Annotated in this window: 24 protein-coding genes; 18 read left to right on the top strand and 6 right to left on the bottom strand. The window is 61.6% G+C overall.

The genetic code is table 11. The features are described from left to right. The first annotated feature begins 816 nt into the window (after positions 1-816). The 5 genes from rpmH to mnmE all read left to right on the top strand — a co-directional run bounded on the left by rpmH (position 817) and on the right by mnmE (position 5,069). Positions 817-951 carry a 50S ribosomal protein L34 gene (gene rpmH, locus NTU39_RS26870; protein WP_010806664.1) on the top strand — a complete coding sequence of 45 codons (135 nt, stop codon included), beginning with the start codon at positions 817-819 and terminating at the stop codon, positions 949-951. Between the two features lie 61 nt (positions 952-1,012). Then, positions 1,013-1,450: a ribonuclease P protein component gene (gene rnpA / locus NTU39_RS26865; RefSeq protein ID WP_174555937.1), complete on the top strand. Its 438-nt coding sequence runs from the start codon at positions 1,013-1,015 to the stop codon at positions 1,448-1,450. A gap of 80 nt (positions 1,451-1,530) precedes the next feature. Further along, positions 1,531-1,887 carry a membrane protein insertion efficiency factor YidD gene (gene yidD / locus NTU39_RS26860; RefSeq protein WP_150663743.1) on the top strand — a complete coding sequence of 119 codons (357 nt, stop codon included), beginning with the start codon at positions 1,531-1,533 and terminating at the stop codon, positions 1,885-1,887. A 24-nt stretch (positions 1,888-1,911) separates the two neighbouring features. Then, positions 1,912-3,567, top strand: coding sequence for a membrane protein insertase YidC (gene yidC, locus NTU39_RS26855; protein ID WP_150663742.1), 1,656 nt, complete (start codon positions 1,912-1,914; stop codon positions 3,565-3,567). A gap of 107 nt (positions 3,568-3,674) precedes the next feature. Next, a complete protein-coding gene (gene mnmE / locus NTU39_RS26850) occupies positions 3,675-5,069 on the top strand; it encodes a tRNA uridine-5-carboxymethylaminomethyl(34) synthesis GTPase MnmE (RefSeq protein ID WP_257958933.1) in 1,395 nt (464 codons plus the stop codon). Positions 5,070-5,096: 27 nt separating this feature from the next. Here the strand turns inward: mnmE and NTU39_RS26845 are convergent, their stop codons facing one another. Together NTU39_RS26845 and NTU39_RS26840 are read right to left on the bottom strand one after the other, a co-directional pair. Further along, positions 5,097-6,317: a Fic family protein gene (locus tag NTU39_RS26845; protein WP_150663740.1), complete on the bottom strand. Its 1,221-nt coding sequence runs from the start codon at positions 6,315-6,317 to the stop codon at positions 5,097-5,099. A gap of 728 nt (positions 6,318-7,045) precedes the next feature. Next, positions 7,046-7,837, bottom strand: a complete 792-nt coding sequence (locus NTU39_RS26840) for a DUF2076 domain-containing protein (protein ID WP_257958932.1) — start codon at positions 7,835-7,837, stop codon at positions 7,046-7,048. A 300-nt stretch (positions 7,838-8,137) separates the two neighbouring features. On the opposite strand from NTU39_RS26840, the gene NTU39_RS26835 reads away from it, so the two are divergent. From NTU39_RS26835 to NTU39_RS26815, 5 genes are all read left to right on the top strand, one after another. Beyond that, positions 8,138-8,491 carry a hypothetical protein gene (locus tag NTU39_RS26835; RefSeq protein ID WP_150663738.1) on the top strand — a complete coding sequence of 118 codons (354 nt, stop codon included), beginning with the start codon at positions 8,138-8,140 and terminating at the stop codon, positions 8,489-8,491. A gap of 14 nt (positions 8,492-8,505) precedes the next feature. Next, positions 8,506-9,045 (top strand): hypothetical protein, encoded by a 540-nt coding sequence (locus NTU39_RS26830; RefSeq protein ID WP_150663737.1) that lies wholly within the window; start codon positions 8,506-8,508, stop codon positions 9,043-9,045. Positions 9,046-9,142: 97 nt separating this feature from the next. Then, the gene (locus NTU39_RS26825; RefSeq protein WP_257958931.1) at positions 9,143-9,523 is read left to right on the top strand and encodes a hypothetical protein; all 381 of its coding nucleotides are present in this window, start codon (positions 9,143-9,145) and stop codon (positions 9,521-9,523) included. Positions 9,524-9,659: 136 nt separating this feature from the next. Beyond that, the gene (gene thpR / locus NTU39_RS26820) at positions 9,660-10,256 is read left to right on the top strand and encodes an RNA 2',3'-cyclic phosphodiesterase (protein ID WP_150663735.1); all 597 of its coding nucleotides are present in this window, start codon (positions 9,660-9,662) and stop codon (positions 10,254-10,256) included. A gap of 57 nt (positions 10,257-10,313) precedes the next feature. After that, the gene (locus NTU39_RS26815; RefSeq protein WP_150663734.1) at positions 10,314-10,529 is read left to right on the top strand and encodes a hypothetical protein; all 216 of its coding nucleotides are present in this window, start codon (positions 10,314-10,316) and stop codon (positions 10,527-10,529) included. Positions 10,530-10,650: 121 nt separating this feature from the next. Here NTU39_RS26815 and NTU39_RS26810 read toward each other — a convergent pair whose 3' ends face one another. Next, positions 10,651-11,445, bottom strand: a complete 795-nt coding sequence (locus NTU39_RS26810) for an MHYT domain-containing protein (RefSeq protein ID WP_150663733.1) — start codon at positions 11,443-11,445, stop codon at positions 10,651-10,653. 470 nt (positions 11,446-11,915) lie between these two features. On the opposite strand from NTU39_RS26810, the gene NTU39_RS26805 reads away from it, so the two are divergent. Further along, on the top strand, positions 11,916-13,481 hold the full coding sequence (locus NTU39_RS26805) for a DHA2 family efflux MFS transporter permease subunit (protein ID WP_150663732.1): 1,566 nt from the start codon (positions 11,916-11,918) through the stop codon (positions 13,479-13,481). Positions 13,482-13,695: 214 nt separating this feature from the next. Next, positions 13,696-14,643 carry a DedA family protein/thiosulfate sulfurtransferase GlpE gene (locus NTU39_RS26800; RefSeq protein ID WP_257958930.1) on the top strand — a complete coding sequence of 316 codons (948 nt, stop codon included), beginning with the start codon at positions 13,696-13,698 and terminating at the stop codon, positions 14,641-14,643. 79 nt (positions 14,644-14,722) lie between these two features. Here the strand turns inward: NTU39_RS26800 and NTU39_RS26795 are convergent, their stop codons facing one another. Beyond that, positions 14,723-15,178, bottom strand: a complete 456-nt coding sequence (locus NTU39_RS26795) for a MarR family winged helix-turn-helix transcriptional regulator (protein WP_150663730.1) — start codon at positions 15,176-15,178, stop codon at positions 14,723-14,725. An 895-nt stretch (positions 15,179-16,073) separates the two neighbouring features. Here NTU39_RS26795 and NTU39_RS26790 point away from each other — a divergent pair. From NTU39_RS26790 to NTU39_RS26765, 6 genes are all read left to right on the top strand, one after another. Beyond that, the gene (locus tag NTU39_RS26790) at positions 16,074-17,774 is read left to right on the top strand and encodes a ClcB-like voltage-gated chloride channel protein (RefSeq protein WP_150664178.1); all 1,701 of its coding nucleotides are present in this window, start codon (positions 16,074-16,076) and stop codon (positions 17,772-17,774) included. Beyond that, entirely contained in the window at positions 17,771-19,792 is a 2,022-nt protein-coding gene (gene mnmC, locus NTU39_RS26785; RefSeq protein ID WP_257958929.1) for a bifunctional tRNA (5-methylaminomethyl-2-thiouridine)(34)-methyltransferase MnmC2/FAD-dependent 5-carboxymethylaminomethyl-2-thiouridine(34) oxidoreductase MnmC1, read from the top strand. Before NTU39_RS26790 ends, mnmC begins: the two co-directional genes overlap by 4 nt. Positions 19,793-20,273: 481 nt before the next feature. Then, on the top strand, positions 20,274-21,479 hold the full coding sequence (locus tag NTU39_RS26780; protein WP_257958928.1) for a cation:proton antiporter: 1,206 nt from the start codon (positions 20,274-20,276) through the stop codon (positions 21,477-21,479). A gap of 3 nt (positions 21,480-21,482) precedes the next feature. Beyond that, positions 21,483-22,598, top strand: a complete 1,116-nt coding sequence (locus NTU39_RS26775) for a YbdK family carboxylate-amine ligase (protein WP_150663727.1) — start codon at positions 21,483-21,485, stop codon at positions 22,596-22,598. A 1,402-nt stretch (positions 22,599-24,000) separates the two neighbouring features. Further along, positions 24,001-24,642 (top strand): MarR family winged helix-turn-helix transcriptional regulator, encoded by a 642-nt coding sequence (locus tag NTU39_RS26770; protein WP_174984482.1) that lies wholly within the window; start codon positions 24,001-24,003, stop codon positions 24,640-24,642. A 176-nt stretch (positions 24,643-24,818) separates the two neighbouring features. Next, positions 24,819-25,271, top strand: a complete 453-nt coding sequence (locus NTU39_RS26765; protein ID WP_046290246.1) for an SET domain-containing protein — start codon at positions 24,819-24,821, stop codon at positions 25,269-25,271. 21 nt (positions 25,272-25,292) lie between these two features. Here the strand turns inward: NTU39_RS26765 and NTU39_RS26760 are convergent, their stop codons facing one another. After that, complete coding sequence (locus NTU39_RS26760; protein ID WP_150663726.1) at positions 25,293-25,598, bottom strand: 4a-hydroxytetrahydrobiopterin dehydratase; 306 nt, start codon at positions 25,596-25,598, stop codon at positions 25,293-25,295. Positions 25,599-25,758: 160 nt separating this feature from the next. Continuing rightward, positions 25,759-26,604 (bottom strand): phenylalanine 4-monooxygenase, encoded by an 846-nt coding sequence (gene phhA / locus NTU39_RS26755; RefSeq protein WP_150663725.1) that lies wholly within the window; start codon positions 26,602-26,604, stop codon positions 25,759-25,761. Between the last annotated feature and the right edge of the window lie 129 nt (positions 26,605-26,733).

Genomic DNA, 26,733 nt, shown 5'->3' with positions numbered 1-26,733 from the left:
GCAGCGTGTGTCCAGGTGGCGCGGGGCCCATCCGACTGCTTCGTCTGGCGCTCTTGCCGTCCACTATCCGTTACATCAGATATGGGGGCAGAACGCGCCAAACCAAGCCGGAAATCCGTCCGCCAACGCTGGGGGACGGATGACCGGCCGGGATCGAGTCGGACCAGCGGCGCATTGCAGACGTCCGGCATTCGACGAACCACGGCGCGGCGCTCGGGCTTGGTCTCGCGCGTGCAACCGGTCGCTCCGGCGCGCGCAGACGACAAAACCCGGCGCGCTATCCACATGGCGGCGTCACCGGTACTCTGCTGGGAAAAAAATTGATGGGGGATTTTACCGCCAAAGCGTCCGCAAAGCGAGTTATCCACAGGAATGCCCACAGCACGCGCATCTCCGGGCGGGCGTACCGCGTTAACCCGTCTGACTTCGCGCGATGGCTGCGCAAATGACCGGCAATTGCGACGATTTGCCGCGACCGCCAGAACATCTTCACGATTTCCCATTTATCCACCGGCAAAAAGTGAAGCATCAGGCAATTTCCGCCATTATCCACAGCCACAGCCCCACGGGCTGGCGGTTCCGCGACAACGGCGGCACCGATCGTGTGCGGATGCCATCGGGGCGATGGCTAACCTATTGACACACAACGGAAAAGCCGATTAAATAGCGGGTTCGTTAGAAAGATAACCGGATTCCTATCCAACTCCCGACGGCTGGGCCGCGCGTGAAAGTCCTTGAATTTGCAGGTTTTCACGGTGTCCTTGTGGCGTTTTACGATGCTGCTGCGCGGGAATTTTTTCACACAGTGAGTGCATCATGAAACGTACTTTTCAGCCTTCCGTGACGCGCCGCAAGCGCACCCATGGCTTCCTGGTTCGCATGAAGACCCGTGGCGGCCGTAAGGTCATCGCCGCTCGTCGCGCCAAGGGCCGTAAGCGCCTGGCCGTCTAATCGCGGTTCTCGGTCGTACCGCGGTTTGCGCGTTAAATCCGCAAGACGCGAAGTCCCGGCACTGGGGTTTCCCAAAGCCGCGCGACTTCTCAAAACGGATGAGTTTTCATCCGTTTTTAGTTTGCGCCCTCTGCGTCGCAGCGCGCACTTCGTGTTGTATATGCGCTGGCGCGAAGAAGCGCCGGACACCCCTGCCGATGCCACGCCTCATGAAGGCCGCATCGGCATTGTCGTCGGTAAGAAGCATGCGCCGCGCGCGGTCACTCGCAATCTGATCAAACGTCAGGCTCGCGAGATGTTCCGTCAGCGTCGTGAGGCACTGGCCGGCTGGGACTTCGTACTGCGACTGACCCGGCGATTCGACAAGGGGACGTATACGGCGGCCGCTGCGCCAGTGTTGAACACACTGTGCCAGACCGAGTTCGCGCAGCTCTTCGACGCAGCCGAGAAAGCTGCCCGCAAGCGCCGCGCGTCCGACGACAAGACGGAAGGTAGTTAGTCCCCACACGGTAGCGCCCGACCCCGGGCATGCGCCGCCCACCCGGTCACCCTGTGACCGGACTGACAGGCGGAATCGAGATGCGAAGCGTGCTGTTGTTGCTCCTGCGCGGTTACAAGCTGGTGATCAGTCCCTGGCTGGGGAACCGTTGCCGCTTTCATCCGAGCTGCTCCGACTACGCACGCGACGCCATCGTCGAGCACGGTGCCGGTTATGGCACTTATCTCGCGGCCCGGCGTCTATGTCGCTGTCATCCGTTTCATCCCGGCGGTTTCGATCCCGTACCGCCGGCTCGACACGTCTGTAACGTTCCCGACACCCCCGCCGATGGCGCCGACAAGGCCGCCGGAAGCGACACGTCGCGAGCTAAGCAGACTGTCTCGTCCGGGCCCGCGGCCGCATCGGCAGTTACGCGCCGCGCGCCGGGCCATTTCTGAGTTTCGTCCACCACGAGTTACCGCATGGACATCAAACGCACCGTACTCTGGGTCATTTTCGCGCTGTCTGTCGTGATGCTTTTCGACAACTGGCAACGCGCCAATGGCCATTCGTCGTTGTTCTTCCCGACGCCGGAAGCTTCTGCCCCGGCCGCCACGGGTAACAACCAGACGCCGGCGAACGACCTGCCGCAATCGGCCAACGCCGCTGCCGCCGCAGGCGCCGCGCCGGGTAATGCACCCGCCACGGCCACCGCGCAAAAGGTCCGCATCACGACCGACGTCTATGAAGCCGACATCAGCACGCAGGGCGGCACGCTGTCGTTCCTCGCGCTCACGAAGTGGCCGGACGCCGACGAGGCCGACAAGCATGTCGTGCTGTTCGACAACACCCCGAGCCATCAGTACTACGCTCGCACGGGTCTGATCGGCGGCGACTTCCCGAACCACAACGACATCTTCACGCAAGTGCCGGGCCCGACCACGATGACGGGCGACACGCTGACCGTGAAGTTCGAATCGCCGGTCAAGGGCGGCCTGCAGTTGGTGCGTGCTTACACGTTCCATCGCGGCAGCTATGTGATCGACGTATCGAACACGATCGTCAACAAGACCGACGCCGCCATCAAGCCGACGCTGTACATGGAACTGGTGCGTGACGGTCGTGAAATCAGCGGCGCGAAGTTCTCGCACACGTTCACGGGCCCGACGGTCTACAGCAGCGACGAGAAATTCCAGAAGATCACGTTCAGCGATATCGACAAGGACAAGGCGAAGTACGTCAAGCAGTCGAGCGATGGCTGGATCGGCATGGTGCAGCATTACTTCGCCACGGCCTGGATTCCGAAGGAAGGCGCGACGCGCGACAACTACATTGGCAAGCTCGACAACGGCCTGTACCGCGTTGGCGTGAAGGAGCCGCTCGCCAGCATTCCGGCGAATGGCAGCGCGACGGTCGATGCACGTCTGTTCGCGGGTCCGCAGGAAGAGCACATGCTCGAGCAGATCGCGCCGGGCCTGGAACTGACGAAGGACTACGGTTACTTCACGATCCTCGCCAAGCCGCTGTTCTGGCTGCTCTCGAAGCTGCACGCACTGATCGGTAACTGGGGTTGGGCGATCATCGCCGTGACCGTGATCATCAAGCTGGTGTTCTTCCCGCTGTCGGCCGCAAGCTACAAGTCGATGGCGCGCATGAAGGAAATCACGCCGCGCATGCAAGCGCTGCGCGAGCGCTACAAGAGCGACCCGCAGAAGATGAACGCGGCGCTCATGGAGCTGTACAAGACCGAGAAGGTCAATCCATTCGGCGGCTGTATCCCGATCGTGATTCAGATTCCGGTGTTCATTGCGCTGTATTGGGTGCTGCTCTCGTCGGTGGAAATGCGCGGCGCGCCGTGGCTGGGCTGGATTCATGACCTCTCGACGCAGGATCCGTATTACATCCTGCCGGTGCTGATGGCCGTGTCGATGTTCATCCAGACGAAGCTGAACCCGACGCCGCCGGATCCGATGCAGGCCAAGATGATGATGTTCATGCCGCTGATTTTCTCGGTCATGTTCCTCTTCCTGCCGTCGGGTCTGGTGCTGTACTACGTGGTCAACAACACGTTGTCGATTGCGCAGCAATGGTCCATCAACCGGATGCTCGGTACCAAAAAGAAGGAAAAGGCGGCCTGACGATTCAGGTCCGACCGTCTGACTGACATAGCCGCCCGCGAGTCTCTCGCGGGCGGTTTTGTTTGGTGCATGTCAAAATAAGCCACTGTTTTTCAACGAATCGTTCCATGAGCGCTACCGTCCCCACCGTTCCGATTGCCGCCATTGCCACCGCCCCCGGACGCGGCGGTATCGGCGTGGTGCGCGTCTCCTTCGGCAAGCATCGCGGCGAAGCTGTGCAGCGTGTCATCGCACGTCTGGTCGGTCAGTCGCTCAAGCCGCGTCACGCATCGTATCTGCCGTTTCTGGACGGTGCGGGCGACGCGCTCGATCGCGGTATCGCGCTGTACTTCCCAGGTCCGAATTCGTACACCGGCGAGGACGTCCTGGAGCTGCAGGGCCACGGCGGTCCCATCGTGCTGCAATTGCTGTTGCAGCGTTGTATCGACGAAGGGGCTGAGCTTGGCGTGCGTCTTGCGGAACCGGGGGAATTCACCCATCGCGCGTTCCTGAACGACAAGCTCGATCTGGCGCAAGCCGAGGCGGTGGCCGACCTGATCGAGGCGAGCACCGAGGCGGCGGCACGCTCGGCGAGCCGGTCGCTGGACGGTGCGTTCTCGCGCGAAATTCATTCGCTGGTGGATCTGGTGATTCATCTGCGCATGCTGGTGGAAGCGACGCTCGACTTCCCGGAAGAAGAGATCGATTTTCTGGAGGCTGCCGACGCCTTCGGGCAACTCGAACGCATCCGCGCGCAGTTGGCGCAAGTGCTGTCGCAGGCGAAGCAGGGCGCGTTGCTGCGCGAGGGGATCAACGTCGTGCTGGCAGGTCAGCCGAACGTGGGCAAGTCGTCGTTGCTCAATGCACTGGCCGGCGCTGAGTTGGCCATCGTCACGCCGATTGCCGGGACCACGCGCGACAAAGTGCAGCAGACGATTCAGATCGACGGCATTCCGTTGCACATCATCGACACAGCGGGATTGCGGGAGACGGAGGACGAGGTCGAGCGCATCGGCATCGAGCGCAGCTGGAGCGAAATCGCAAAGGCGGATGCCGTGCTGCACCTGCTCGACACGCGCACCGGCATGACCCCGGAAGACGAAGTCATCGCGACGCAATTGCCGAAGCACGTGCCTATCGTGCGTGTGTACAACAAGACGGATCTGGCAGGCGAACCGGCGACGGTACTGCCGAAGGAAGGCGCCGCGCCGCTGGGTGTTCGCTTGTCGGCGAAGGGCGGGCAGGGGATCGATTTCCTGCGTGCCGAATTACTGAAGATCGCGGGATGGCAGGCGGGCAACGAAGGTGTGTTCTTGGCGCGGGAGCGTCACCTGTCAGCGCTACGCGCGGCACGGGATCACGTCGAGATGGCGGACGCTCATGCGCGTCAGAACGCCGGTGCCCTCGACCTCTTCGCCGAGGAATTGCGTCTCGCCCAGGAACAACTCAGCACGATCACCGGCGAGTTCACCTCGGACGATTTGCTGGGGGTGATTTTCAGTCGGTTTTGTATTGGAAAATAACTGGCGCGCAAGTCGAAGATCGTCACCTCACGCTCGCCTGTCGTCAAAGTCCATTTCGCCCTGCGGGGGCTCCACCACGTTACGCACTGCCGACGCGCCTGCCAGCGAAGCAGAAATAAAGCCATGCTGTGCCAGCGCACGCATGACACCGCGAAGCAGGAAACTGTTGGCAAAGCATGCAACGTAACTCCGTGCCCCAGATGCGACCGGCTCCAGCATATTCCGGTCAACCAGCTTTTTGATTTGGTACGTGCGTTGATTTCCGCTCATGCCTTGGAACAGGTCAGAGAAATCCCCCGCCTTAACCGGCGCGGGACCAAGCGCTCTCGAAAGGATTGCTGCTTCCATCGCCGTGATTTGGTGCCGCTCCTCGGCATATCGAAGTGCTGGTAGCAGGATGCTTTCTCTTAAGAACCTGAAATTAGTGAGCTGATCGACTTTTTTCAGTTCTGCCAGAATCCCTTGAAGCACATAAATGCACCAAGCTTCCAGGCTACCCTCGGTCCCACTGTCTGCTAACGACAGCATCTGATAGTACTTTTCCCGATCGTTACAGAAAACCGCTGCGGGATTCAAGACGCGCCCTCCGTCACGAACATTGAACCCGTACTTGATCAGTAGCGCGTATGTGAGTAGTCGAACAACCCGGCCATTCCCATTGCCAAATGGGTGTATCCAACCAAAGCGATGATGGGCCAGCGCAACTTTCATCAAGCCGTACTTTGGCTGGTCGGGGCGGTTGATGAACTCGACTAATGCCGCCATATACTCCGGCACCCGGATCGCATCAGGTGGCAAGTGAGCGGCACCGTTAATGAGCACTCCCCCAGTTCGATATGCGCCAGGCGTCTTGTCGCCCTCACGCTCCAGGTCTTTCACGGCTAAGGCATGCAACTCTCGAATGAAAATATCCGAGAGCGCATCTCCCGGATTCATCGACTCGTCGATGTAATTCATCGCATGCTCGATGTTCGAGATTTCGCGCAACTGGTCGTTTGCGTCCTGAGCCCCCTCCATCTTGCTTTCGATGTAATCGGCAAGCGTGGTGTGATTTCCCTCGATGCGAGCTGATCCTAGACTCTCCAACGTATGGAAAATGCTCTTGAGCTGAAAGAATATCTGGGGCGGGGTGTCGCCTGCCAACTCCAGACGCCGAAGATGCTCAAGCTCCGTCAGCACATCGACTAGCGGGGAGTCGAACGAAGGATTCAGCAGGCGGAGGTCATGATGGGCAAATTGTGGCTGCATCTTCTTGACTCGCCCGGGCGAGTATATTGAATTTACCTAGCAAAGTTCTTAGATTACAAACACATACAACCGACATCAATAAGTATTATCTTGATATAGCCTTGCACAACATCTTGATGTTGCGATGGCTCGAGCCTGACGGGTCATGTCGGCACGGCTTGCTCGACTGTACACACATACAGGGTGGGTCTCGTCCCCCGTCATTCACATGCGGGCGGCTGGTTCGTGACGCCACGCCGAGGCACGGGGCCGGGATATCGGCCTCCCCCTTGCTCGGCGAGGTCTCCCGAATGATGTGTTGCGTGAAAATGCAAACGACACGTGAGCCGCACTGCCCTGATTAAATCCGAAGTTTCCCGCCCAAATCTCCCTGCCATTGCACGCCACTACCCCGTGATAGCATGGCTTGGCTAATCGTTTGTTATCCAAAGCGATTGGCTCAATCAACAAGAAAATCAAATCGAAAAGGGGATTTATGAGGACGCTTCTAATCGTTGCGCTTGCGCTGGTGTTCGCTGGGGCACCACTCCTTTCGGAGGCTCGCGGCGGTCGTAGCAGCGGAGGCAGCCATGCCAGCCGAGGTGGGCACTACGCGGGCGGCAAGGGATCGTCTCACAAGGGCGGTACTTATAAAAACGCCGGGACGGGCGACCACTATCAGAAGCGCTAGCTCGCCAACATTTACGCTGAGGCAGCGAGCGCTCCAACCGCGCCCGCCGCCTCACGCATCAAATGAAATTCGAATCGTCGTCGTAGTCGCCGGTGTCCGTCAGGCCGTCGTCGATGTTCGAAAAATCCGAGTTCGACGTGTCCATGAAGTTGTCGCTTCCATTGCCATTCACGCCGCCGTTGCCACTACCGTTTCCGTCTTCGTAGATCGTGTTGTTGATGATCGTCTCTGACGGCATCATGCCGCTGCCCAATCCACCCATCGCCGGTTGACCGAAGAAGCCGCCGCCACCGTTGCGGTGGAACAGGCTCTCAATGCCCTGGAAGAGGAAAGCGCCGCCCGCTACGCCAGCGGCGGTCGTCGCAATGCTGCCGAGCGTGCCACGTGCGCCATCGCTCAGCCATCCGGAACGCTGAGCCGGTGCAGCCGGTTGGGGCGACGCCTGAGCCGGTGCCTGCATCTGCGCCGGATACGAAGCCTGCACAGCCGCCGGGCCACCGCTATAGCCACCTACGCCAGCAGAACCCACCGCGCCCGTTGCGCCCGCAGCATTCCCACCGCTCCCCCACGCATTACCCCCGCCAAGGAACGAATCGTGAGCACCGCCCTGAGCGCCCTGAGCAGCCTGCGCTGCTTGCAATTGCGATTGCAACGTTGCAATCTGCGCGCGCGCCGAGACCAGCGCATGGTCGAGCAGCAACGCACGCTGCACGAGGAGGTAAGCGGCATCCGGCTGACGGCGCACGGCGTCGGCGATCAACGCCTCGGCTTGCTCGTCCTTGACGCCTGCCTGCGCTTGCGTGAGTTGGGTCAGAAAGCTCTGAAGGGTCTGCATTTCTTGCGAGTTCATGATGGGCCTCTGTGAGCGGCACTTGCGATGCGAGTGATGTGCGAGTGACGAACCCAGTATGCGAAGCCAAGCTTAAGCGGATCTTAAGACGCTTACCCCCAATCACCGCACGTGTAACCACATGTAGCTGACCGCTTGCGGTACACGCTTCGATACACAGTCAACGCCATCTTCCGCACCCCCGCCAGCCCCCGAAAGGTAATGCTTTGAAACACTTCTAACAGGCATCGTAATTGCTCCGCGGGGGCGTCGGGCCTAGACTCGGAGACGTCAGCTCCAGGGTTCTTCGAGGTCCGTGTCGTGAAACGTCTTCCTGTTGTCCTCGGCTTCGTCGCCGTGGCCGCTGCTATGGCCAGCAGCAGCGCCTTCGCCTGGCATGGCCGCGTAGGCGTCTGGGTCGGTCCCGGCTATTACCCATACCCCTACGCCTATCCGTACGCCGCGCCGTCGCCGTATTACGCACCGCCCCTCGTCGTCGTGCCCAGCCAACCGCAGCAGTACATCGAGCAACCGCAAACCGGTGCGCAATACGATCAGCCCGGCGCGAACAGCGACACCTGGTACTACTGCGACAAGGCGGGTGCCTACTATCCCTACGTGAAAACGTGTCCGGCCGGATGGCGCGAAGTGCCCGCGCAACCGGCATCGAACTGATCGGGAAACACGTGATGTCATTCGACTCGCAACCTCGCCTGAAACGTCTTGCGGCCCCCGTCGCCGCTGTTATCGCAGCAGCAACGCTTGCGGGTTGCGTCGTGGTCCCTAACGGGCCGAGCATGATGGCGCTGCCCGGCACCGGGAAGTCGTTCGATCAGTTCCGGCAAGACGACTTCAACTGCCGCCAATACGCGTCCGGACAAAACGGTGGCGTGGACACCACCACGGCCGCCAACACCAGTGCCATCGGTAGCGCCGTGCTCGGCACCGCGCTGGGCGCGGCAGCGGGTGCAGCCATCGGCGGCGGATCGGGTGCTGCCATCGGGGCCGGGGCCGGCCTGCTCGCGGGCGGCGCCGTCGGCGCGGGCAGTGCGCAGTCGTCTGCATACCTGACGCAAAGCCGTTATGATCAGGCCTACGTTCAGTGCATGTACGCCTCAGGTAATCGCGTTCCCGTGCGCGGCGACATGGTATCGTCGCAACCGATTCAGCGCTATGCACCGCCGCCGCCTCCGCCCCCGGGCTGGAAGCCGCCGCCCGGCAGCTACTGACCCCTATCGACAATAGCGAGGAGACAGCCGTCAGCCGACGTTAGCCCACCTGGGCACAGACGTCGGCCGTCGTACGTGTTCTCGCACGAGACATCCGATGGCCCACGACTCGACGTCCCGCTTTAACTCCCGCACACCGAGCGCATCTGTGCTGCATAAGTCGCTCCGTAAGTCGCTTCATAAAGCGCTATGGCTGACGCTGCCCGCGGCCATCGCCGCAGCCTTGTTCGTCACCCCGCACGCACACGCGCAAAACACGACTGCGCCCGCCAATAGCGCGGCCCCCGCAGGCGGTTCGTCCGTGTTCAATCCGAGCGCCGATATCTCGCGCGCTGTCTCCCGCGACACCACCGACACCGCTATCCAGAACAACTGGAACAGCATCACGCGTCCGCCAGCGCCCAAGGCCGAGGAGAAGCCGCCCGAGACGCCGCGCCGCAATCGCCGGGGCATCACGCCGGGCATCTCCACGAACTGATATCGAACGAATCGCCCGAATCGAACGAAAGGGCCACGTCTCGGGGTGCCGAAACGGGCAGGGCATGCACCTGGCATTCGCCTGAGCGCCCGCCTACTATGAGAATCATCAGTCGGATTCATTCCCTGGTGTTCCCATGCGACTTTTCCTTGCGCTTTGGCCGGGGCCGGGTGTGCGCGCGCAGCTTCACGAGTGGGCCTTGTCGGCGCATTCGGAATGCGGCGGACGCGTGCTCCGCGCCCAGACGTTGCATCTGACGCTTGCCTTCCTCGACGAGGTCGATCCTGCGCGTCTGCCCGTGTTGCTCGCACTCATGCAGCGCACGCCGCTCGAACCGTTCACACTGACCTTCGATCATCTGGGCTATTGGTCTGACAGGAAGATCGTCTGGGCGGGTGCGCCAAGCGTGCCTGACAATCTCGTCGCCACCCGCGACACGCTGCTCTCTCAGTGGCGCGCCACCGGTGCGCGGGTCGTGACGCAGTCCTTTCGTCCCCACGTGTCGCTGCTGCGTCATGCGCGGCGCGCGCCGTCGGACCTCTATCCGCCTCCATTGACCTGGCATTGCGACGGCTACGTCCTCGTGCATTCGGTGCGCACACCGCGCGGGCCGCATTATCGCCTGCTGGCCGAGCACCATAGCGGACAGCCCGGCGGGCAACCCGACGGCTTTTTCGAGACGTCCGCCGAGAAATCGGCAATGCCCGCAACGCAATACGGTATAGTCGGATGACGATGTGCCGGCCGTCCGGTCGGCGTGTCGGTTTCTCGTCATTCGTAGGAGGCTCAAGTGAAAGTCGGAACGATCGTCCAATCCAATCACATCGCAGTGCCGCGTGGTGCCATTGGCATCGTGATCCGTGTGCTGGGTCATATGGCGATGGTTGAGTGGTATGCCGGGCAGCCCGGTTCATCGCGCAAGCTCAACACTGAACCGTTCGATATCGTCGACCTGATCCCTACAGGCGATGTCATGCCTATCGGAGGAAGCCCGATCCTGCACTGAATATCGTGCTGCGCCGCGAGGCGCTTGATAGGCAACACATGAAAAACGCCGACCTGTCTCTCGACGGGTCGGCGTTTTTCATTGATTCAATGGATGTGGCGGGACGTCCGGAAGGCGCGCCTCAGACATGCCCCGCACGCTGACGCATGAGCGCATCGAGCCGCGCGGCCATGCGCTCACGCCGTCTGCGCGACGTGCGATACAGCAGCACCGCCATGCCCAGCAGCACCACGCACGCAATGGCGAACACGCCGTACGGCAGCGTATCGCCCCCGAGTCGCAGGCTGACCTGCGCGCGCGTCTCGGCGGTGCAGATGATCGTCCCGGCGCGCATGCCCGTGTAGTGCATGCCGCACACGGCGACCGCCATCACCAGCGCCGCCAGTGCGCGTTGCAGACTCGTTTCCAGATGGAACGCCAGCCACAGCGCCACGCTCGCCGCCACAATGGCGATCAGCACGGACAGCGCAATGATCGTGGTGTCCCATTCGAAATACGCTTGCGTGCGCATCGCGCTCATGCCGAGATAGTGCATACCGGCCACGCCGAGTCCCGCGCCAACACCCGCAATCGTGCATTGGAGGACGTTGCGATACGATGCACGAGCCACGAACCAGAGCGCAGCCCCGGAGACGACGACGGCAAGCACCAGACTGCCAACGGTCGGCCAGAGGGAATAGGAGACAGGGAACGGCATGCGCTGCGCCGCCATCCCGATGAAATGCATGCCCCAGATGCCGATGCCGCCAAGCGCCAGTGCAGACACCGAGAGATAGCCAAGGCTGATGCGTCCGTCTTCGTCACGAATGCGCGACGCCGCGACCAGCGCGACATAGGCCCCCAGCGCCGATATCACGAAGGAAAGCAGGACAAGGAATTCGCTGTAATAAAGAGGAACGACGCTACCTGGCTGCATGGGCTTATCCTGTGATTTTGCTGTCGCCGGGACGCCGGTAGGCGGTGGACGAGCGTTTCTTATTTGAGCCTGCACGACATCGATAAAGCGACGACAGCGCCCCGGGGACTGCGACGTTGCATCGCTAACGTCGGGCGCTACCGGCGATTCAATCCCGCCGCCCGAACGCCGTCAAGGGGCAAAAACGTCCGACGTTCGGCCGCCACCGGTGAATCGCCGCGCCAGCCCCGAACGCCCCGATCCGCGCCGGTCGCAAACCCTTGCAGGGCGCGTGATTCACGCAAGATGAGCTAAATTGCGAGAGAGTTACGAGCGCAAGCTGACAATTTAGAGACTCACTTCCAAACCTGCGTCGCACAGCGCGCGGGATGTGCGGCACCATCCGGGGAACACTTTCGCCGCGATGTAACGGACGCCGGACGCTACCGGGGCCAACATCGTCCGGCCACCGATACAGGGAGACGTTTTACATGGCAGACGCCGCCACGGCATCCTCCGCCGCCCCGCCGCAAGGCGCACCGCTTACCGGCGCACGACTTGCGATCCTTACCGTGGGCCTCGCATTGGGCACGTTCATGGAGGTGCTCGACACGTCCATCGCCAACGTTGCCGTGCCGACCATCGCCGGGAGCGTCGGTGTGTCGAACAGCCAGGGCACGTGGGTGATCAGTTCGTACGCGGTGGCCGCCGCCATCGCCGTGCCGCTCACAGGATGGCTCGCGCGGCGCGTGGGCGAAGCGAAGCTCTTCGTCATGTCGGTGGCAGCCTTCACCATCGCATCGATGCTGTGCGGCCTCGCCCCGAACATGGAGTCGCTGGTCTTCTTCCGTCTGCTGCAAGGCCTTGTCTCCGGCCCGATGGTGCCGCTCTCGCAAACGATTCTGCTGCGCAGCTTCCCGGAGAAAAAACGCGGTCTTGCGCTGGGCCTGTGGGCCATGACCGTCATCGTCGCCCCGATCTTCGGTCCCGTCGTCGGCGGCTGGATCACCGACAACTACACCTGGCCGTGGATCTTCTACATCAACGTGCCGGTCGGCATTTTCTCCGCCGTAGCGTGTTGGATCCTGCTGCGCGGGCATGAAACGAAGACGCAGAAACTGCCCATCGATCTGATCGGTCTCGCGCTGCTGGCCATCGGCGTCGGCTCGTTGCAGATGATGCTCGACCTCGGCAAGGATCGCGACTGGTTCAACAACAGCCTGATCGTCACCCTCGCGCTCACCGCCGCGATCTGTCTGTCGTTCCTGATCCTGTGGGAGCTGACATCCGACAAACCGATCGTCGACCTCACCCTGTTCAAGGACCGAAACTTTGCACTGGGTGTGGTGGTGATTTCGTTCGGCTTCATGACGTTCTTCGCGTCGGTCGTCATCTTCCCACTGTGGTTGCAAACGGTGATGGACTACACCGCGGGCAAGGCAGGGCTTGCGACAGCGCCGGTGGGCCTGCTAGCGCTCGTTCTCTCGCCCATCATCGGGCAGAACATGAACCGGCTGAATCTGCGCGCCGTGGCGTCGTTTGCGTTCTTCGTGTTCGCGGGGGTGTCGTTCTGGAACTCGCATTTCGCGCTGAATCTGTCGTTCGCGAAGGTCATCGAGCCGCGACTCGTGCAGGGCATCGGCATCGCGTGCTTCTTCGTGCCGGTCACGACGATTACGCTTTCCAGTATTTCCGATGATCGTCTGGCCGCAGCTTCCGGCTTGTCGAACTTCTTCCGCACGCTCTCAGGCGCCATCGGCACGGCGGTCAGTACGACGATGTGGGAGGATCGTGCGATCTACCATCACGCGCGCCTCGTCGAGCACGTCACGCCATACTCCGACGCCACGACGAGCTACCTCGACCAGCTCCGTCAGGGGCTCGGACTCACGAACGGCGCGGACCTTGGGGTGCTGAACGACCTTGTCACGCGGCAATCCTTCATGCTGGCGACGAACGACATCTTCCATCTGTCGGGATATGTCTTTTTAGCGATGGCGGCGCTGGTTTGGCTGACCAAACCGAAAAAAGGGACATCGGCAGCGATGGGTCACTGACGCCCGGTCGGCCAATCGCACCGGGCACTATTGGCGCGATAGGGCCGTGTGTTCCCTGGACATCACGGCCATCGTTCCAGATCCGCAACAATACTTTTCGACTTCACGGCTTCTGAGCGTCACGACACAGCGTTAACATGCGGTATCGCGCCCGATTGGGCGTATTTGCGTTTTGGTTCCCCCCGCAACGTTTCTCTGCCAACAGGTACCCGGCATGTTGTTCGATCTCATCGCCCGCTTCGGGCTCTGGCTCGTCTTTCTGAATATCTTCGGACAGGCGCTGGGGCTGCCGTTGCCCGCCTATCCCACGCTCATCGTGACGGCCTCGACGTCCCTGTTCCCGCCGGTAACGATTGTCGCGCTGGCGGTCTTTGCCGCACTGCTGGGCGACGCGCTCTGGTTCCTCGCCGGACGTCGCTACGGCCACCACATTCTGCGCCTCATGTGCCGACTGTCGATCTCGCCCGACACGTGCGTGAGCCGCACCGAAGGGGCCATCGGACGTCACGGGGTGCGGGTGCTGATGTTCGCGCGCTTTGTGCCGGGCCTCTCGGCATTGTCGGTGCCGATGGCCGGCGCGCTCGGTGTCTCGTGGCGCACGTTTCTGATGTACGACGCCATCGGTGCCGTGCTCTGGTCAGGGCTGGCGGTGGCGCTCGGCGTCGGCTTCGCCTCGCACATCGTCGCGGTGCTCGACGCCTTCGACACGCTTGGTCGCGGTGTGCTCTGGCTGGTAGTGCTGATCTTCGCGCTGTACCTGCTCAACCGCTGGCTGAACCGTTACCGGCTGCTGCGCTCGCTGCGCATGGCCCGCATCGGCGTGCAAACGCTCGAATCGTGGATGAAGGACGACATCACGCCGGTCGTGATCGACGTACGCTCGGCCGCGCGCCGCGCCGTGGACCCATTCACGATTCCGGGCGCACTGGCCATCGAACCGGACGAGATCGCAGCCAAGCTAAAAGACATCCCGCGCGATCGCCGGATCGTGGTGTTCTGCGCATGTCCCAACGAAGTGACGGCGGCGAAGCTGGCGCAAGAACTGCGTCGACAGGGATTTTCGGAGGTGCGTCCGCTGCTCGGTGGGCTCGATGCATGGCGTGACGCGGGCTACACGGTCGAGAAAATCGACGGCATGGAAATGCTCGTGCCTGCGCACTGATATCCGACAGCGGCGCATTCGATTGCGCACAACTGAATGACGCGCGCTTTTCCGCAAGGAGGCGCGCGTTTTGCTTTGATTACGCGTCGTTGAGGGCGTCGCGCAATTGCAGAAGCAGGTTGCGCAATGTCTTTTGCGCGCTGTCGGATTGCCCTGTTGCTGCCTGCACCTGCGCGGGCACCTGACGCGCCTCGCGACGCAGATTCACGCCGCGCGGCGTGAGATCGATGAACACCTGACGCTCATCGAGTTCACCGCGACGACGCGTCAAAAGTCCCATGGTTTCCAGTCTTTTCAGCAAAGGTGTCAGCGTGCCGGAGTCGAGTCCCAGACGTGCACCCAACTGATTGACGGCGATATCGTCCTGCTCCCAGAGCACCACCATCGCGAGATATTGCGAGTACGTCAGACCGAGTCTGTCGAGCATCGGTTTGTGTGCTTTGGTCATCGCCAGCGATGCGGAGTACAACGCGAAGCCCAATTGATCTTCCAGACGCACGGGCGTTTTTTGTGCGGCTTTTTTGCTCACTGCCATTCGGGTATTACGCTTCGGTTCCAATTCAATTGCGCGCCATTCTATTTCACCGCGTGGAATGTGACCAGCACCAAGACCGGTCGGGAGATAAGCACGATGGCATGTTTGGCGCGGCCGGAAACGTTGACGCTGGCGCATCGCATCCGCTGCGCCCGTTGGCAGGGAGGGGCGACGACGGCCTGGTCTTGCTCCCGGTCGACAGGGCCGAGAAGGCATCAGGACCGAAGCCATTGCGGCATCCGTCTGCCCAGGGCCTGGCCGCAAACCAACGCCGGAAAACGTCCGGAAATCGCTCTCCGAATCGCGTTCGAGCCCTGAAAATTACCTTTATCTGAATACGGTTCAGAAATGCCCTGCCTGAGCGGTAGCCATCGGAATGCATCGAGGCAAATACGCTTGGGAGGGGGAAATCGCCGGTCGCGGCGCTGCGCCGCGAAATCACTCGATTCGGCGCAAACGAGGCACGGAAAAATGCCTTATCTGAGCAACCCTCAGTTTTTCATTTAACCGGTGAAATGTCCGCCGGGAAATCGACGTCTCCGGAATCCGTGGGCACCAAATCCATGCGGACGGCGGGGGAGGCAAATCACTCGCCCCGAAATCGCGCCGAACAAAACGAAGCGTCGGAATTCGATTCGAAAAAATCCACTTAGGATTCATTCCATCCAAATCTCGCCCGGTTCGCCCCAGCGAGCCTCGCTGTATCGCGTCCCCGACAAAATTCCGTCCAAAAACTACGTTACCTGAGCAATCCTCAGTTTTTGCGGCAAAAATCACCCGTCGGGCCGTGCGCTTTCAAAAAAAGGCGTCGATCGATACCATGAGGCCCAACTACGACCACAACTGTCTTCTATCCGTGTCAGCAGTGTCCGCCTGGGCCAAATCGCCCGTCGTTGTGTGGGTGCGGCGTCAGTTCGCACCGAACACCCTGCAAATTACGTTGCTGCTCGCTGGCATCGTGGGGCTGCTGGGGGCGTTGGCGACCGTGGCGTTTCGTGAAGCACTCTCCGGTCTGCAATTTCTCCTCGCCGGTCATCACAGCGGCATGGTCGAGCTGGCGCTGAACTTCAACTGGTGGCAGCGCCTGCTGCTGCCCACCGCAGGCGGTCTGATCGCCGGGCTCATCCTTCAGTACGCCACGCTCTGGGTGCCCAAGAAGGGCTCCGACGACTATATGGAAGCCATTGCCATCGGCACGGGCGTCCTGAGTCTGCGTCAGACGCTCGTCAAAAGCCTGTCGTCGCTGTGTTCGGTGGCGTCGGGGGCGTCGATTGGCCGGGAAGGGCCGATGGTGCAGCTCGCCGCGATGTTCGCGTCGCTCGTGGGTCGCATTCTCGCGTTCCCGCCCGAGCGGCTGCGCCTGCTGGTCGCGTGCGGTGCGACGGCCGGTATCACGTCCGCTTACAACGCCCCCATCGCGGGCGCGCTGTTCATCTCGGAAATCGTCTACGGCTCGATTTCGACGGCCACACTCGGGCCGCTGGTCGTGGCGTCGGTCATCGCCAACATCGTGATCCGCCAGTTCCTCGGTTACGACGCGGTCTATCAGATGCCGCGCTTCGACTTCGTCTCCGGCTGGGAAGTCTTTTTCTACGTCGGTCTCGGCGTGCTGGCCGGTGTGCTTGCGCCGCTGTTCCTGCGCCTGCTCGACACCGCGAAACAACGCTTCGGCGCCTTGCCCGTCCCGCTGTTCCTGCGTCTCGCGATTGGCGGCCTGATCGTGGGCGTGCTGTCGTTGCAGGTGCCGCAGGTCTGGGGGAACGGATACAGCGTCGTGAACTCGATTCTGCACACGCACTGGGCGTGGCAGGCGCTCGCGATGGTGCTGGTCTTCAAGGTGCTGGCGACGGCTTCGTCCGCCGGTTCGGGCGCAGTGGGCGGGGTCTTCACGCCGACGCTCTTCGTGGGTGCCGCGCTCGGCAGCCTCTACGGGCTGGCGATGAACGCGCTGGCCCCGTCGACGGCATCGGTCGCGAGCAGCTACGCCGTGGTCGGCATGGGGGCCTTTCTGGCGGCCACGACGTACGCGCCGCTGATGTCGATTCTGATGATCTTCGAGATGACGCTGAGCTATCAGGTCGTCTTGCCGCTCATGCTCGCGTGCGTCACGGCCTATCTGACGGCGCACACGCTGCGCGCCGACTCGGTGTATGCCAAGTCGCTGCGGCGCAATCTGGTCGCGGGCCGCTGGCTCTCGATGACGGGAGAGGGCAGCGAGATGCGGCTGTCGTCGCTGGCGGTGGATAACGACGCCGTGGTGAGCGCCGCCGACAGCTCGGACGCCATCGGCGAGCGCTTCGTCGAGACGGGCTACCGCAACCTCGTCGTACGCGCGGAAGACGGCCGCCTGATCGGCACGCTCGATGCCGCAAGCTGGTGGCGTCGACAGGCCACCGGCAAACCGGAACTGTGGACGGAAACCGTCACGCCGTGCAAGGCGCTCGACGGCGATATGGCGCTGGTCAGCGCGCTTCGCTCCGTCGGCAAGATGCACGCCGACTGGGTGCCGGTGACGGACGTCGAAGGGAAATGGCTGGGCGTGGTCTCGTTGCCCGGGCTGATTGAAATCGTGACCGAAGAGCGGGGCGGGGAATGAGCCACCGTCCGGGCACTGGCCCGCTCGTTCCCGCCCAGGCGTCGACGACCGAAGACGGCACGCCTTACTCGGAAGTGTTCGGGGACGTCTATCACAGCGCCGACGACGCGTTGGGTCAGACCCGCCATGTCTTCCTGGAAGGCAACGGCCTGCCCGGGCGCTGGCGCGAGCGCGATCAGTTCGTCATCGTCGAGACGGGCTTCGGTCTGGGCCTTAACTTTCTGGCGACGTGGGCCGCCTGGCGCGAAGATCCGCAACGTCCCGCGCGGCTGCACTTCGTCTCGATCGAAAAGTTTCCGTTCCGGCCGGTGGATCTGCGACGCATGCTCGAACCCATGCTCGTGCAGCCGGGTATGACCGAACTCGCGCCGCTCGTGCAGCGACTATGCGACGTGTGGCCCGCCCCCGTGGCGGGTTGGCATCGCTTGGAACTGGCCCCGGGAGTCGTGCTGAGCGTGGGCTTCGGCGATGTCGCCGATCTGCTGCCTACGGCGCGCGTCGGGGCGGACGCGTTTTATCTCGACGGGTTCTCCCCGGCGAAGAACCCCGATATCTGGACACTTGAGGTCTTCAAGGCGCTCGGACGTCTTGCGCGCGACGACGCAACGCTGGCGACGTACACCACAGAGGAACAGGTCAGACGCGACCTCGTGGCCGCCGGGTTTCAGGTCGGGCAGCATGACGGCGACGGGCCGAGGCGCTCGATGCCCGCCGGGCCGCTCACCGGACTGTATATGCCGCCGTATCGCATGCGACGCTACGATCCGCCGCCCGCACCCGCGCCACGTGCGCGGGAAGCCATCGTCGTCGGCGCAGGCATGGCGGGCGCTGCGATGGCACGTCGGCTCGTCGCGCGCGGCTGGCGCGTGCGTCTCTTCGAACGAGCGCAGGCCCCAGGTACCGCCGCCTCGGGCAACCCGGCAGGCGTCTTCCATCCGCAATTATCGGCCGACGACAATGTGCTCTCGCGACTGACGCGCGCCGGCTTTCTCTACGCGCTCTCCCAGTGGCGGACGCTGCCCGGTGGTCTGCCCGGACACGCCGACGGTTTGCTTCAGGTCGCCACGTCCGACACGGAAGCGCAATCCTTGCAGCAACTCATGGATGCGCACGCGTATCCGGAGTCGTATGCGAAGTGGGTGGACGTCGAGCAGGCCTCGGCGCTCGCCGGGGAGACGCTCGCGTATGGCGGCGTCTGGTATCCGGAGGGCGGGTGGTTGGCACCGTCGATGCTCTGCCGCGCCGAGCTGGTCGCTGCCGGGCCGTCGCTCGATGCGCGTTACGGTGTGAGCGTCGAGCGGCTGGAACGCCGTGACGATGGCCGCTGGACGGCGCTTGACGACGCGGGTCGTGTGCTGGCCGAAGCGGATGTCGTCATCGTGACGGCGGCCGACGTCTCCCAAACGCTGCTCTCGCCTTTTCTCGCACCCGGGTTCCTCCCCGTACGGCGGGTGCGCGGGCAACTCACCTTTCTGCCGCCCGATGTCTTGCCCGGCCTGCGCGTGCCGGTCTGTGGCGACGGCTATGTCGCGCCGTCTCCTCTGGGCGGTGCTGGCCCCATCACAGGTGCGACCTACGGTTTCGACGATCCGGCTGAGGAAGTGCGTCTGGCTGACCATCAGGCGAACCTGCGACGTCTCGCTGCGATGCTTCCCGCCCATGCCGAGCTTTTTGGCGATACGGGCCTAGCCAATGAAAGCGCCGCCGCCGAACTGGGCGGGCGCACGGCGTTTCGCGCGATGGTCCCCGACCGTCTGCCGATGGCGGGGCAGTTGCCGGACCTGAGCGCCATCGAGCCGATGCGGCGGCGTCTGACCGGCGGGCATCTGCGGGATCTGCCACGTCTCGACGGCCTGTACGCGAGCTTCGCTTTCGGGTCGCGGGGGCTAGTATTCGCGTCGTTGTGTGCGGAGCTGGTCGCCAGCCAGATCGAGGGCGAGCCGTGGCCCATCGGCAGCGATCTGGCAGACGCCATCGATCCGGCGCGATATCTGATGCACGCGCTGCGCAAAGCGTGATGGGAGCGACGGGACGCCCGAATCGTCAGGCAAAACCCAACGCTAGCCGTTATTCGCGCCCTTAGACGCTCACGAATTCGCTGCGTCATGGGCCGGTTCTCTGAAATTGCCGACACCCTCAATAAATCGAATCTGACCCTATAGGGGTTCAACGTCCGCCCCATGCGGGGGCGGCGCGCCGTCGGCGCTTGCCCCCGTACTTTCCTGTCTCAGCGACGATCTCAGGCGTCCGAAGGTCGGTCGGTCTGCCTGAACGCTTGGCAGAAATCCGGTCGTCGTCGATGAAGTGCCCGGACACGCCCGTGCGGCGGGGCAGTGGCCATCGAGACGACCGTTTGAAAGCCTCGGAAACCGTCTGTGGCAAAATGACCCCAACCCTTCGGGTCCGTCGCGCATTTGTCCTTTCATCTGCAACCCCGCGCGCGACTTTCTTTCCTTTTCACCACTTGATGCGCCGTCAAGCGGCGCAAAGCGAGCATTAATGACGTCGGAACTGTCCCTTTTTCCGGGCTGGCCGCCGGCGCCCGATCCCGTTTTCTTCGCAGGGCTGGCATTGGTATTTGCCGGTCTCGCGGGGGAAATCTGTTTCCGGAGATTGCGCCTGCCGCGCATCACCGGTTACGCCGTGGTCGGGCTGGTCGGTGGCACCCTGGGTCTTTCCTCGATGCTGGACGCGCAGCAAAGCGCGGCCATCCGGCTGCTGATCGACCTGGCGCTGGGCCTGCTGCTGTTCGAATTGGGTAGCCGCCTTAACCTGAAATGGATGCGGGCCAATCCCTGGATCATCGTCACCAGCGCGCTCGAAGCTTTGCTCACCTTCATCGCGGTCTACGTGGTGTTGCGCGTGTTCAGCGTTTCGCCACTCACGGCAGTCCTGATCGCATCCATCAGCATGGCGACCTCGCCAGCGGTGGTCATCCAGCTCAAGAACGAGTTGCGGGCCGAGGGGCAGGTGACGGAGCGTCTGCTGGCGCTGGCCGCCCTGAACAGCGTCTACGCGGTCGTGGCGGTCAAGCTCGTCTACGGCTGGATGCACCAGGCCTACCACTCCAGCTTCTGGGTGGTGCTGTTCCATCCGCTGTATCTGCTGATCGGCTCGATCGTGCTGGCGTTCGTGCTTGCGAAGGCCTGCAATCTGGTCTTCCGCAAGTTCGGCAGCCAGGACCATCACGCTTTCGTGATGCTGATCGGTCTGATCATGCTGATGGTCGCGCTGGTGCACATGCTCAAGCTGCCGAACTCGCTCACGTTGCTGCTTGCCGGGATCATTTTCCGGAATCTGGATGAGCGTCCCCAGCTTTGGCCAGCGTACTTCGGCACGGCCGGCTGGTTGCTTGCCGTCGTGCTGTTCGTGCTGACGTCGCTGGCGTTCCAGTGGGAATACGTCGTGCTGGGTGGGGTGGCGGCGCTGGCGATCATCGTCGTGCGCGGTGTCGCCAAGGTCGTAGGCACCGTGGCGGTCGCCCATCAGGCCGGTATCAGTTACAAGCAGGCCGTCGCGCTCGGGATGTCGTTGTGCCCGATGGCCAGTCTAGCGTTCGTACTCGTTGCCGACACGTACGACATCTACCCGCAGTTCGATCCGATGCTCAAGGCCGTGGTGATGTGCACCATTGCGTTGCTGCAACTGGCCGGGCCGCTGGTGGTCTATTGGGCATTGGCCCTTGTCGGTGAACGGAAGGATTAAGCCATGTCATTAGAAGAATTCATTCCCTCGAAGCCTTGCACCTTCGGAGTGGAGCTGGAGATGCAGATCGTCAATCGTCACGATTACGATCTGACCAAGGCCGCGTCCGACGTGATGCGGCTCGTCGCCAAGGAGACGCATCCGGGCGAGATCAAGCCTGAGATGACGGAAAGCATGATCGAGCTGTCGACGGACATATGCCATCACCACAGCGATGCCGTCACCCAGTTGCGTCGTGTGCGCGACGTGCTGGTAGCCGCCAGCGACCAGCTCAACGTCGGCCTGTGCGGCGGCGGCACGCATGCCTTCCAGCGCTGGAGCGAGCGCACGATCTACGACTCGCCGCGCTTTCACTTTCTGTCCGAACTCTATGGTTATCTGGCCAAGCAGTTCACGGTGTTCGGTCAGCACGTCCACATCGGTTGCCCGGATCCGGACAGCGCGTTGTACCTCCTGCACGCCATGTCGCGTTACATCCCCCATTTCATCGCGCTGTCGGCCTCGTCGCCCTATGTGCAGGGGGTGGACACCGGTTTCCATTCGGCCCGTCTGAACTCGGTTTTCGCGTTCCCGCTGTCGGGTCGTGCGCCGTTTGTCCTGAAGTGGTCCGACTTTGAAACCTACTTCGACAAGATGGTGAAGACGGGCGTGGTCGAGAGCATGAAGGACTTCTATTGGGATATTCGTCCTAAACCGGGTTTTGGGACGATTGAGGTCCGGGTGATGGATACCCCCTTGTCGGTGGACCGGGCAGCCGCTATCGCCTGTTATATCCAGTCTCTGGCCCATTATTTGTTAAACGAGCGTCCGTTCGATCTCAGCGAGGACGATTATCTGGTCTACACGTTCAATCGCTTCGAGGCCTGCCGTTTCGGTCTGGAAGGCGCTTACGTGGATCCGCAGACGGGTGAGCGCTCGATGCTGGGCGACCACATCGCGAAGACCCTGGAGCTTATCAAACCGCATGCAGCGGTTCTGGAAGCTGAAGCGGCCTGCGAGGATATCCGTCAGCTCGTGTCGTCAGGAAAGAACGACGCTGTCTGGCTGCGCGAGATCCATGCGGACGCCAAGTCGCTCAACGAGATGGTTCGTCAGCAGTGTCTTCGCTGGGCCGCATGACCTGAAACACTTGTTGCAAGCCCTGTCGGTTGTCTGACGACCGGTTTGACGAAACCCCGCCCTGGCGGGGTTTTTTCTTGCCCGACGGTTTTGCAGGGGGCTTAGCCGCGGCTTTATGTCGTGCTCAGAGGCGAGTCTCTGCGCCTTGCCGCTTTGCAGGACCGAAATCCGTCGAATCACGCATCGCAAGCGCTGCGCTCTCCACTTTTTCCACTGTTTGGGCCAACAGGTTTTTTGCCGTTTTCGCGTGGCTCACAGCAAGGTTTTAAGGTTTTAATAGGTTTACTGTATGTATACATAGTAGTAGTTAACAAAGGCAGCCAACTTCTGTGGATAACCACAGTAAACCTTGAGTAAACAGCAAGTTGCCGGAATGAGAACTGGATGGACAAACAGCGGGTATCCAGAGAACAACTCTGAACAGTTTTCGACCCCTGTGGAAAGATTCGCGACTTATCCCGAACCCATGCACAACTAGTCCGATAACTTATCCATAAAGTTATCCACAGGCGCTTAAATATTGTGCAAAGCACCCCCGAAAACACGGTTTTGTGGATAATTTTGACGTTCTCGCATGGGCTGGTCGGTTCGCGGCTACAATCTCGCCACGCCGAATCCCGGACCTGCCGTACGTGGTGTAAGAAGTGAATGATGTTGGTTTTGCTGGCCGTAACGAGCGACAGCCTACTTTTCGCCAAATTTCTCAATTCGCGTGTTCCGCAGCGTTCGCTTGCCGACACGCCGATCAGTTCTTTCCCTTTTTTTTCGCGCAGCACGACTCTCGGCCACTGACGATCGACGGTTGTGTTTCAAACCATTTGCGTTCTGTCCTAAACGCAGGGGAGTCTGTGCGCGCGCGCCATGACACGAGCAAGACGGCGTTGTCTCGAATATCTAGTGATTTTGGAAGGGGACGTAACAGGGACGCTGCGCACGTGCTGCGCGTCGTTACGGTCTACGAGCCACGTCTGGAGAGGCTTTGCGAGCGGGGGGAGAATTGGTCTGGGGTACGACGTGCTTCGACACGCTGCCGCGCGTTACATCAATTCAGCAAGCGATGTAATTCGCATGGGATGCGAAACGTTTTTTTCGATGCGACGCTTCGCTGCACAAGTGCGCAGGACACCAATATTTTGTAAACATCATGAGTAGGATTTGGGAGATCAGTACAAGAACTGATACGCCAAAATTAAACTCAGAACACACAATGGAATCGTGGTGGGGCGGCAGGTTCAACAGCGACTCGCCGTCGAGTATCGACACGGAAGTGGCTTAGGGTTTCCCCCGGGCGGGGCGCCGAGATATACGAAGCAATAGGCAGAGACGTGTGATGCACCGCCTGTGAGTTCATTTGACAAGCTGTTTTATCGACGTATAGTTTTTAGAAATCCTAACGAAAATCATGGCTACCCCGACCCCACTTGATGAACCGCTTTCCAAGCGCGTCACGGCAAGCTTGCTGCGCATGGGAACTGCGTTACGGAGCCACGCCTGGGAAGGCGCGGCACTGTCTGGATTGACGCCGACGCAGGGTGAGATTCTCACGCTCCTGCTCATGCGTGGCGTGCCGATGCGACTGGGCGAAATTGCGGAGGATGCCGCGCTCACATCGGCCACGGTCAGCGAGGCCGTGAGTACGCTTGAGAGCAAAGGCCTGGTCGAGAAACGTCGCGATGCCAACGACGGTCGCGCGCTGGCTTTGCGCCTGACGACCAAGGGCCGCACGTCCGCCAAACGGGCTTCGCAATGGGCGAGCTTCGTGACGACGGCTGCCGACGTGCTGAGCGAGAAAGACCGGGCACAGCTGTACCGCATGCTCGTCAAGCTCATGTCCACGATGGAGAGCCGCGGGGACATGCCGCAGCAACGCATGTGCCTGACGTGCGAGCACTTCGAAGCTGCGCCGCGCGGCAAGGGCATGTACCACTGCAACTATTTCAATACGACGTACGACGATTCGCGTCTTGCGATCGACTGCAATGCGCACCAGGAAGCCGACCTGGCGACGCGCAACAAGGTCTGGAAGATTTACAGCAAGAGTTGAACGCCGGGCCGGTATTCGCTGCGCTCGGGTGGGATCCCGGCGCTGGGCGAATCAAGGGGGAGAACGTCATCCGCGACCGGGTGACGTTTTTTTTTCGTCGGACGTTGTCACGCACATGACCGTCGCGTGCCTGTACACTGCGCTTTTTTGCATCCACGAAACCTCATCGCATAGAGATGGCAGCCAAGCGCAGAATCGAAGTCAGGAAGTCGGGCGTCCACGGTAAAGGTGTGTATGCGGTCAAGCGCCTCAAGAAGGGGGATCGCGTGATCGAGTACAAGGGCGAGATCATTTCGTGGCGCGAGGCGTTGCGTCGCCATCCGCACGATCCGGATCATCCGACTCATACGTTCTACTTCAGCCTGGAAGACGGTCGCTGCATCGACGGCAAGGTCGATGGGAACAATGCTCGCTGGATCAACCACGCCTGCTCGCCGAACTGCGAAGCGCGCGAGGAAGGCGAGCACGTCTATATTTATGCGATGCGCGATATCGATGCGGGCGAAGAGCTTTTCTACGATTACGGTCTTGTGATCGACGCCCGCTATACCAAGAAACTCAAACGCGAATACGCTTGCCATTGCGGCAGCAAGGCCTGTCGCGGCACGCTGCTCGCGCCGAAGCGCTGAGCGCGTGAAGGAAGGGGACGGTCAGTGCGACGTGCGGTCGCCGGCGAACTGGTCGATGGCCAGCGCCAGGTCGACGTCGCGTTGCGTCAGACCATCGGCGTCGTGCGTCGAGAGCGTGATGTCCACACGGTTGTAGACGTTGAACCACTCCGGGTGATGGTCCATCTTTTCCGCCTTGAGCGCGACTTGCGTCATGAAGCCGAAGGCTTCGTTGAAGTCGTGAAACGTGAAGCTACGCTGGATGGCGTCGCGTCCGACCACCTGGTGCCACTCGGGCAGCACTTCGGCCAGGCTGGCGCGTGCCTCGGATGAGAGTCGTGTTGTCATGGCATTCCTTTCAAAACGTTGCTTGCAACCATGAACGGCTGGTTCGCCGGTTCATTTGGCCTATTGTTTCACAGGCGGGCGGCGCACGTGTGTAAGCGCTGTCTGATAGCGCTCCAAGGGGTTTGGGAGGAAAGCGCCCGGGTCGCCCCGGGCCGTGCCATCATGCCGGCAGCAGAATCTGCGTGTCTTCCGGGCGGCGTGCGTTGGCTTCGAACGACGGCTGTTCGGAGAACGCCTTGAACAACGCCGGGAGGTCCGCGCGCATGGCGTCGAACAGCTGGGCGAAGTCGTCGATGACGAAGTACGTCTGTTGAAACGTATCGATGCGGTATTGCGTGCGCAGTACGCGCTCAAGCGAAAAGCCGATGCGATTCGGCTCACGCGAGGTCAGCGAGAATTCCGTTTCACCACGGCTCGACACGATGCCCGCGCCGTAGATGCGCAGTCCGTCGCCGTCACGCATCAAACCGAATTCAACCGTGTACCAGTACAGACGTGCCAGCAGCGGCAGCGCGCCGAGCGATTGTGCAACCGTGCCTGCCTTCCCGTAGGCCTGCATGAAGTCGGCGAACACGGGATTGGCGAGCAGCGGCACGTGACCGAACACATCGTGAAAGCAATCGGGTTCCTGAAGGTAGTCGAGCTGGTCCGGACGGCGCATCCACCAGGTCGCCGGGAAACGGCGATTGGCGAGGTGGTCGAAGAAGACTTCGTCCGGCACGAGACCGGGCACCGCCACGACCTGCCAGCCGGTGGCTGCCATCAGCTTTTCGTTCAGACGTTCGAACTCCGGCACGCGACGCGCGTCCATGTCGAGAGCACGAATGCCTTCCATGAAGGCATCGCAGACACGACCGGGCAACATCGCCGTCTGACGTTCGTACAGCTGCTGCCACACCGCGTGATCGACCGCGCCGTATTGCTCGACGGGTTGATCGATGGTGAAGTCGGAGCGGGTCGTGAGACCTGCGTCGAATTGCTCCTGGAGCATGGCAGTAAGGGACATGATGCGAACGACTCAATTAAGCAGTGACAATGATTGAAAGTGTATTGCGCATGGCATGCGAAATGGGCGCATAATGCGCCTGTGGTGAAAGTCGTTTGCATAAATTTCGCATAAAAATGTGATTTATTG

Source organism: Pandoraea commovens, from assembly GCF_024704525.1.
GTDB classification, from domain to species: domain Bacteria; phylum Pseudomonadota; class Gammaproteobacteria; order Burkholderiales; family Burkholderiaceae; genus Pandoraea; species Pandoraea commovens.
This window is presented reverse-complemented; position numbering and strand designations above follow the sequence as displayed.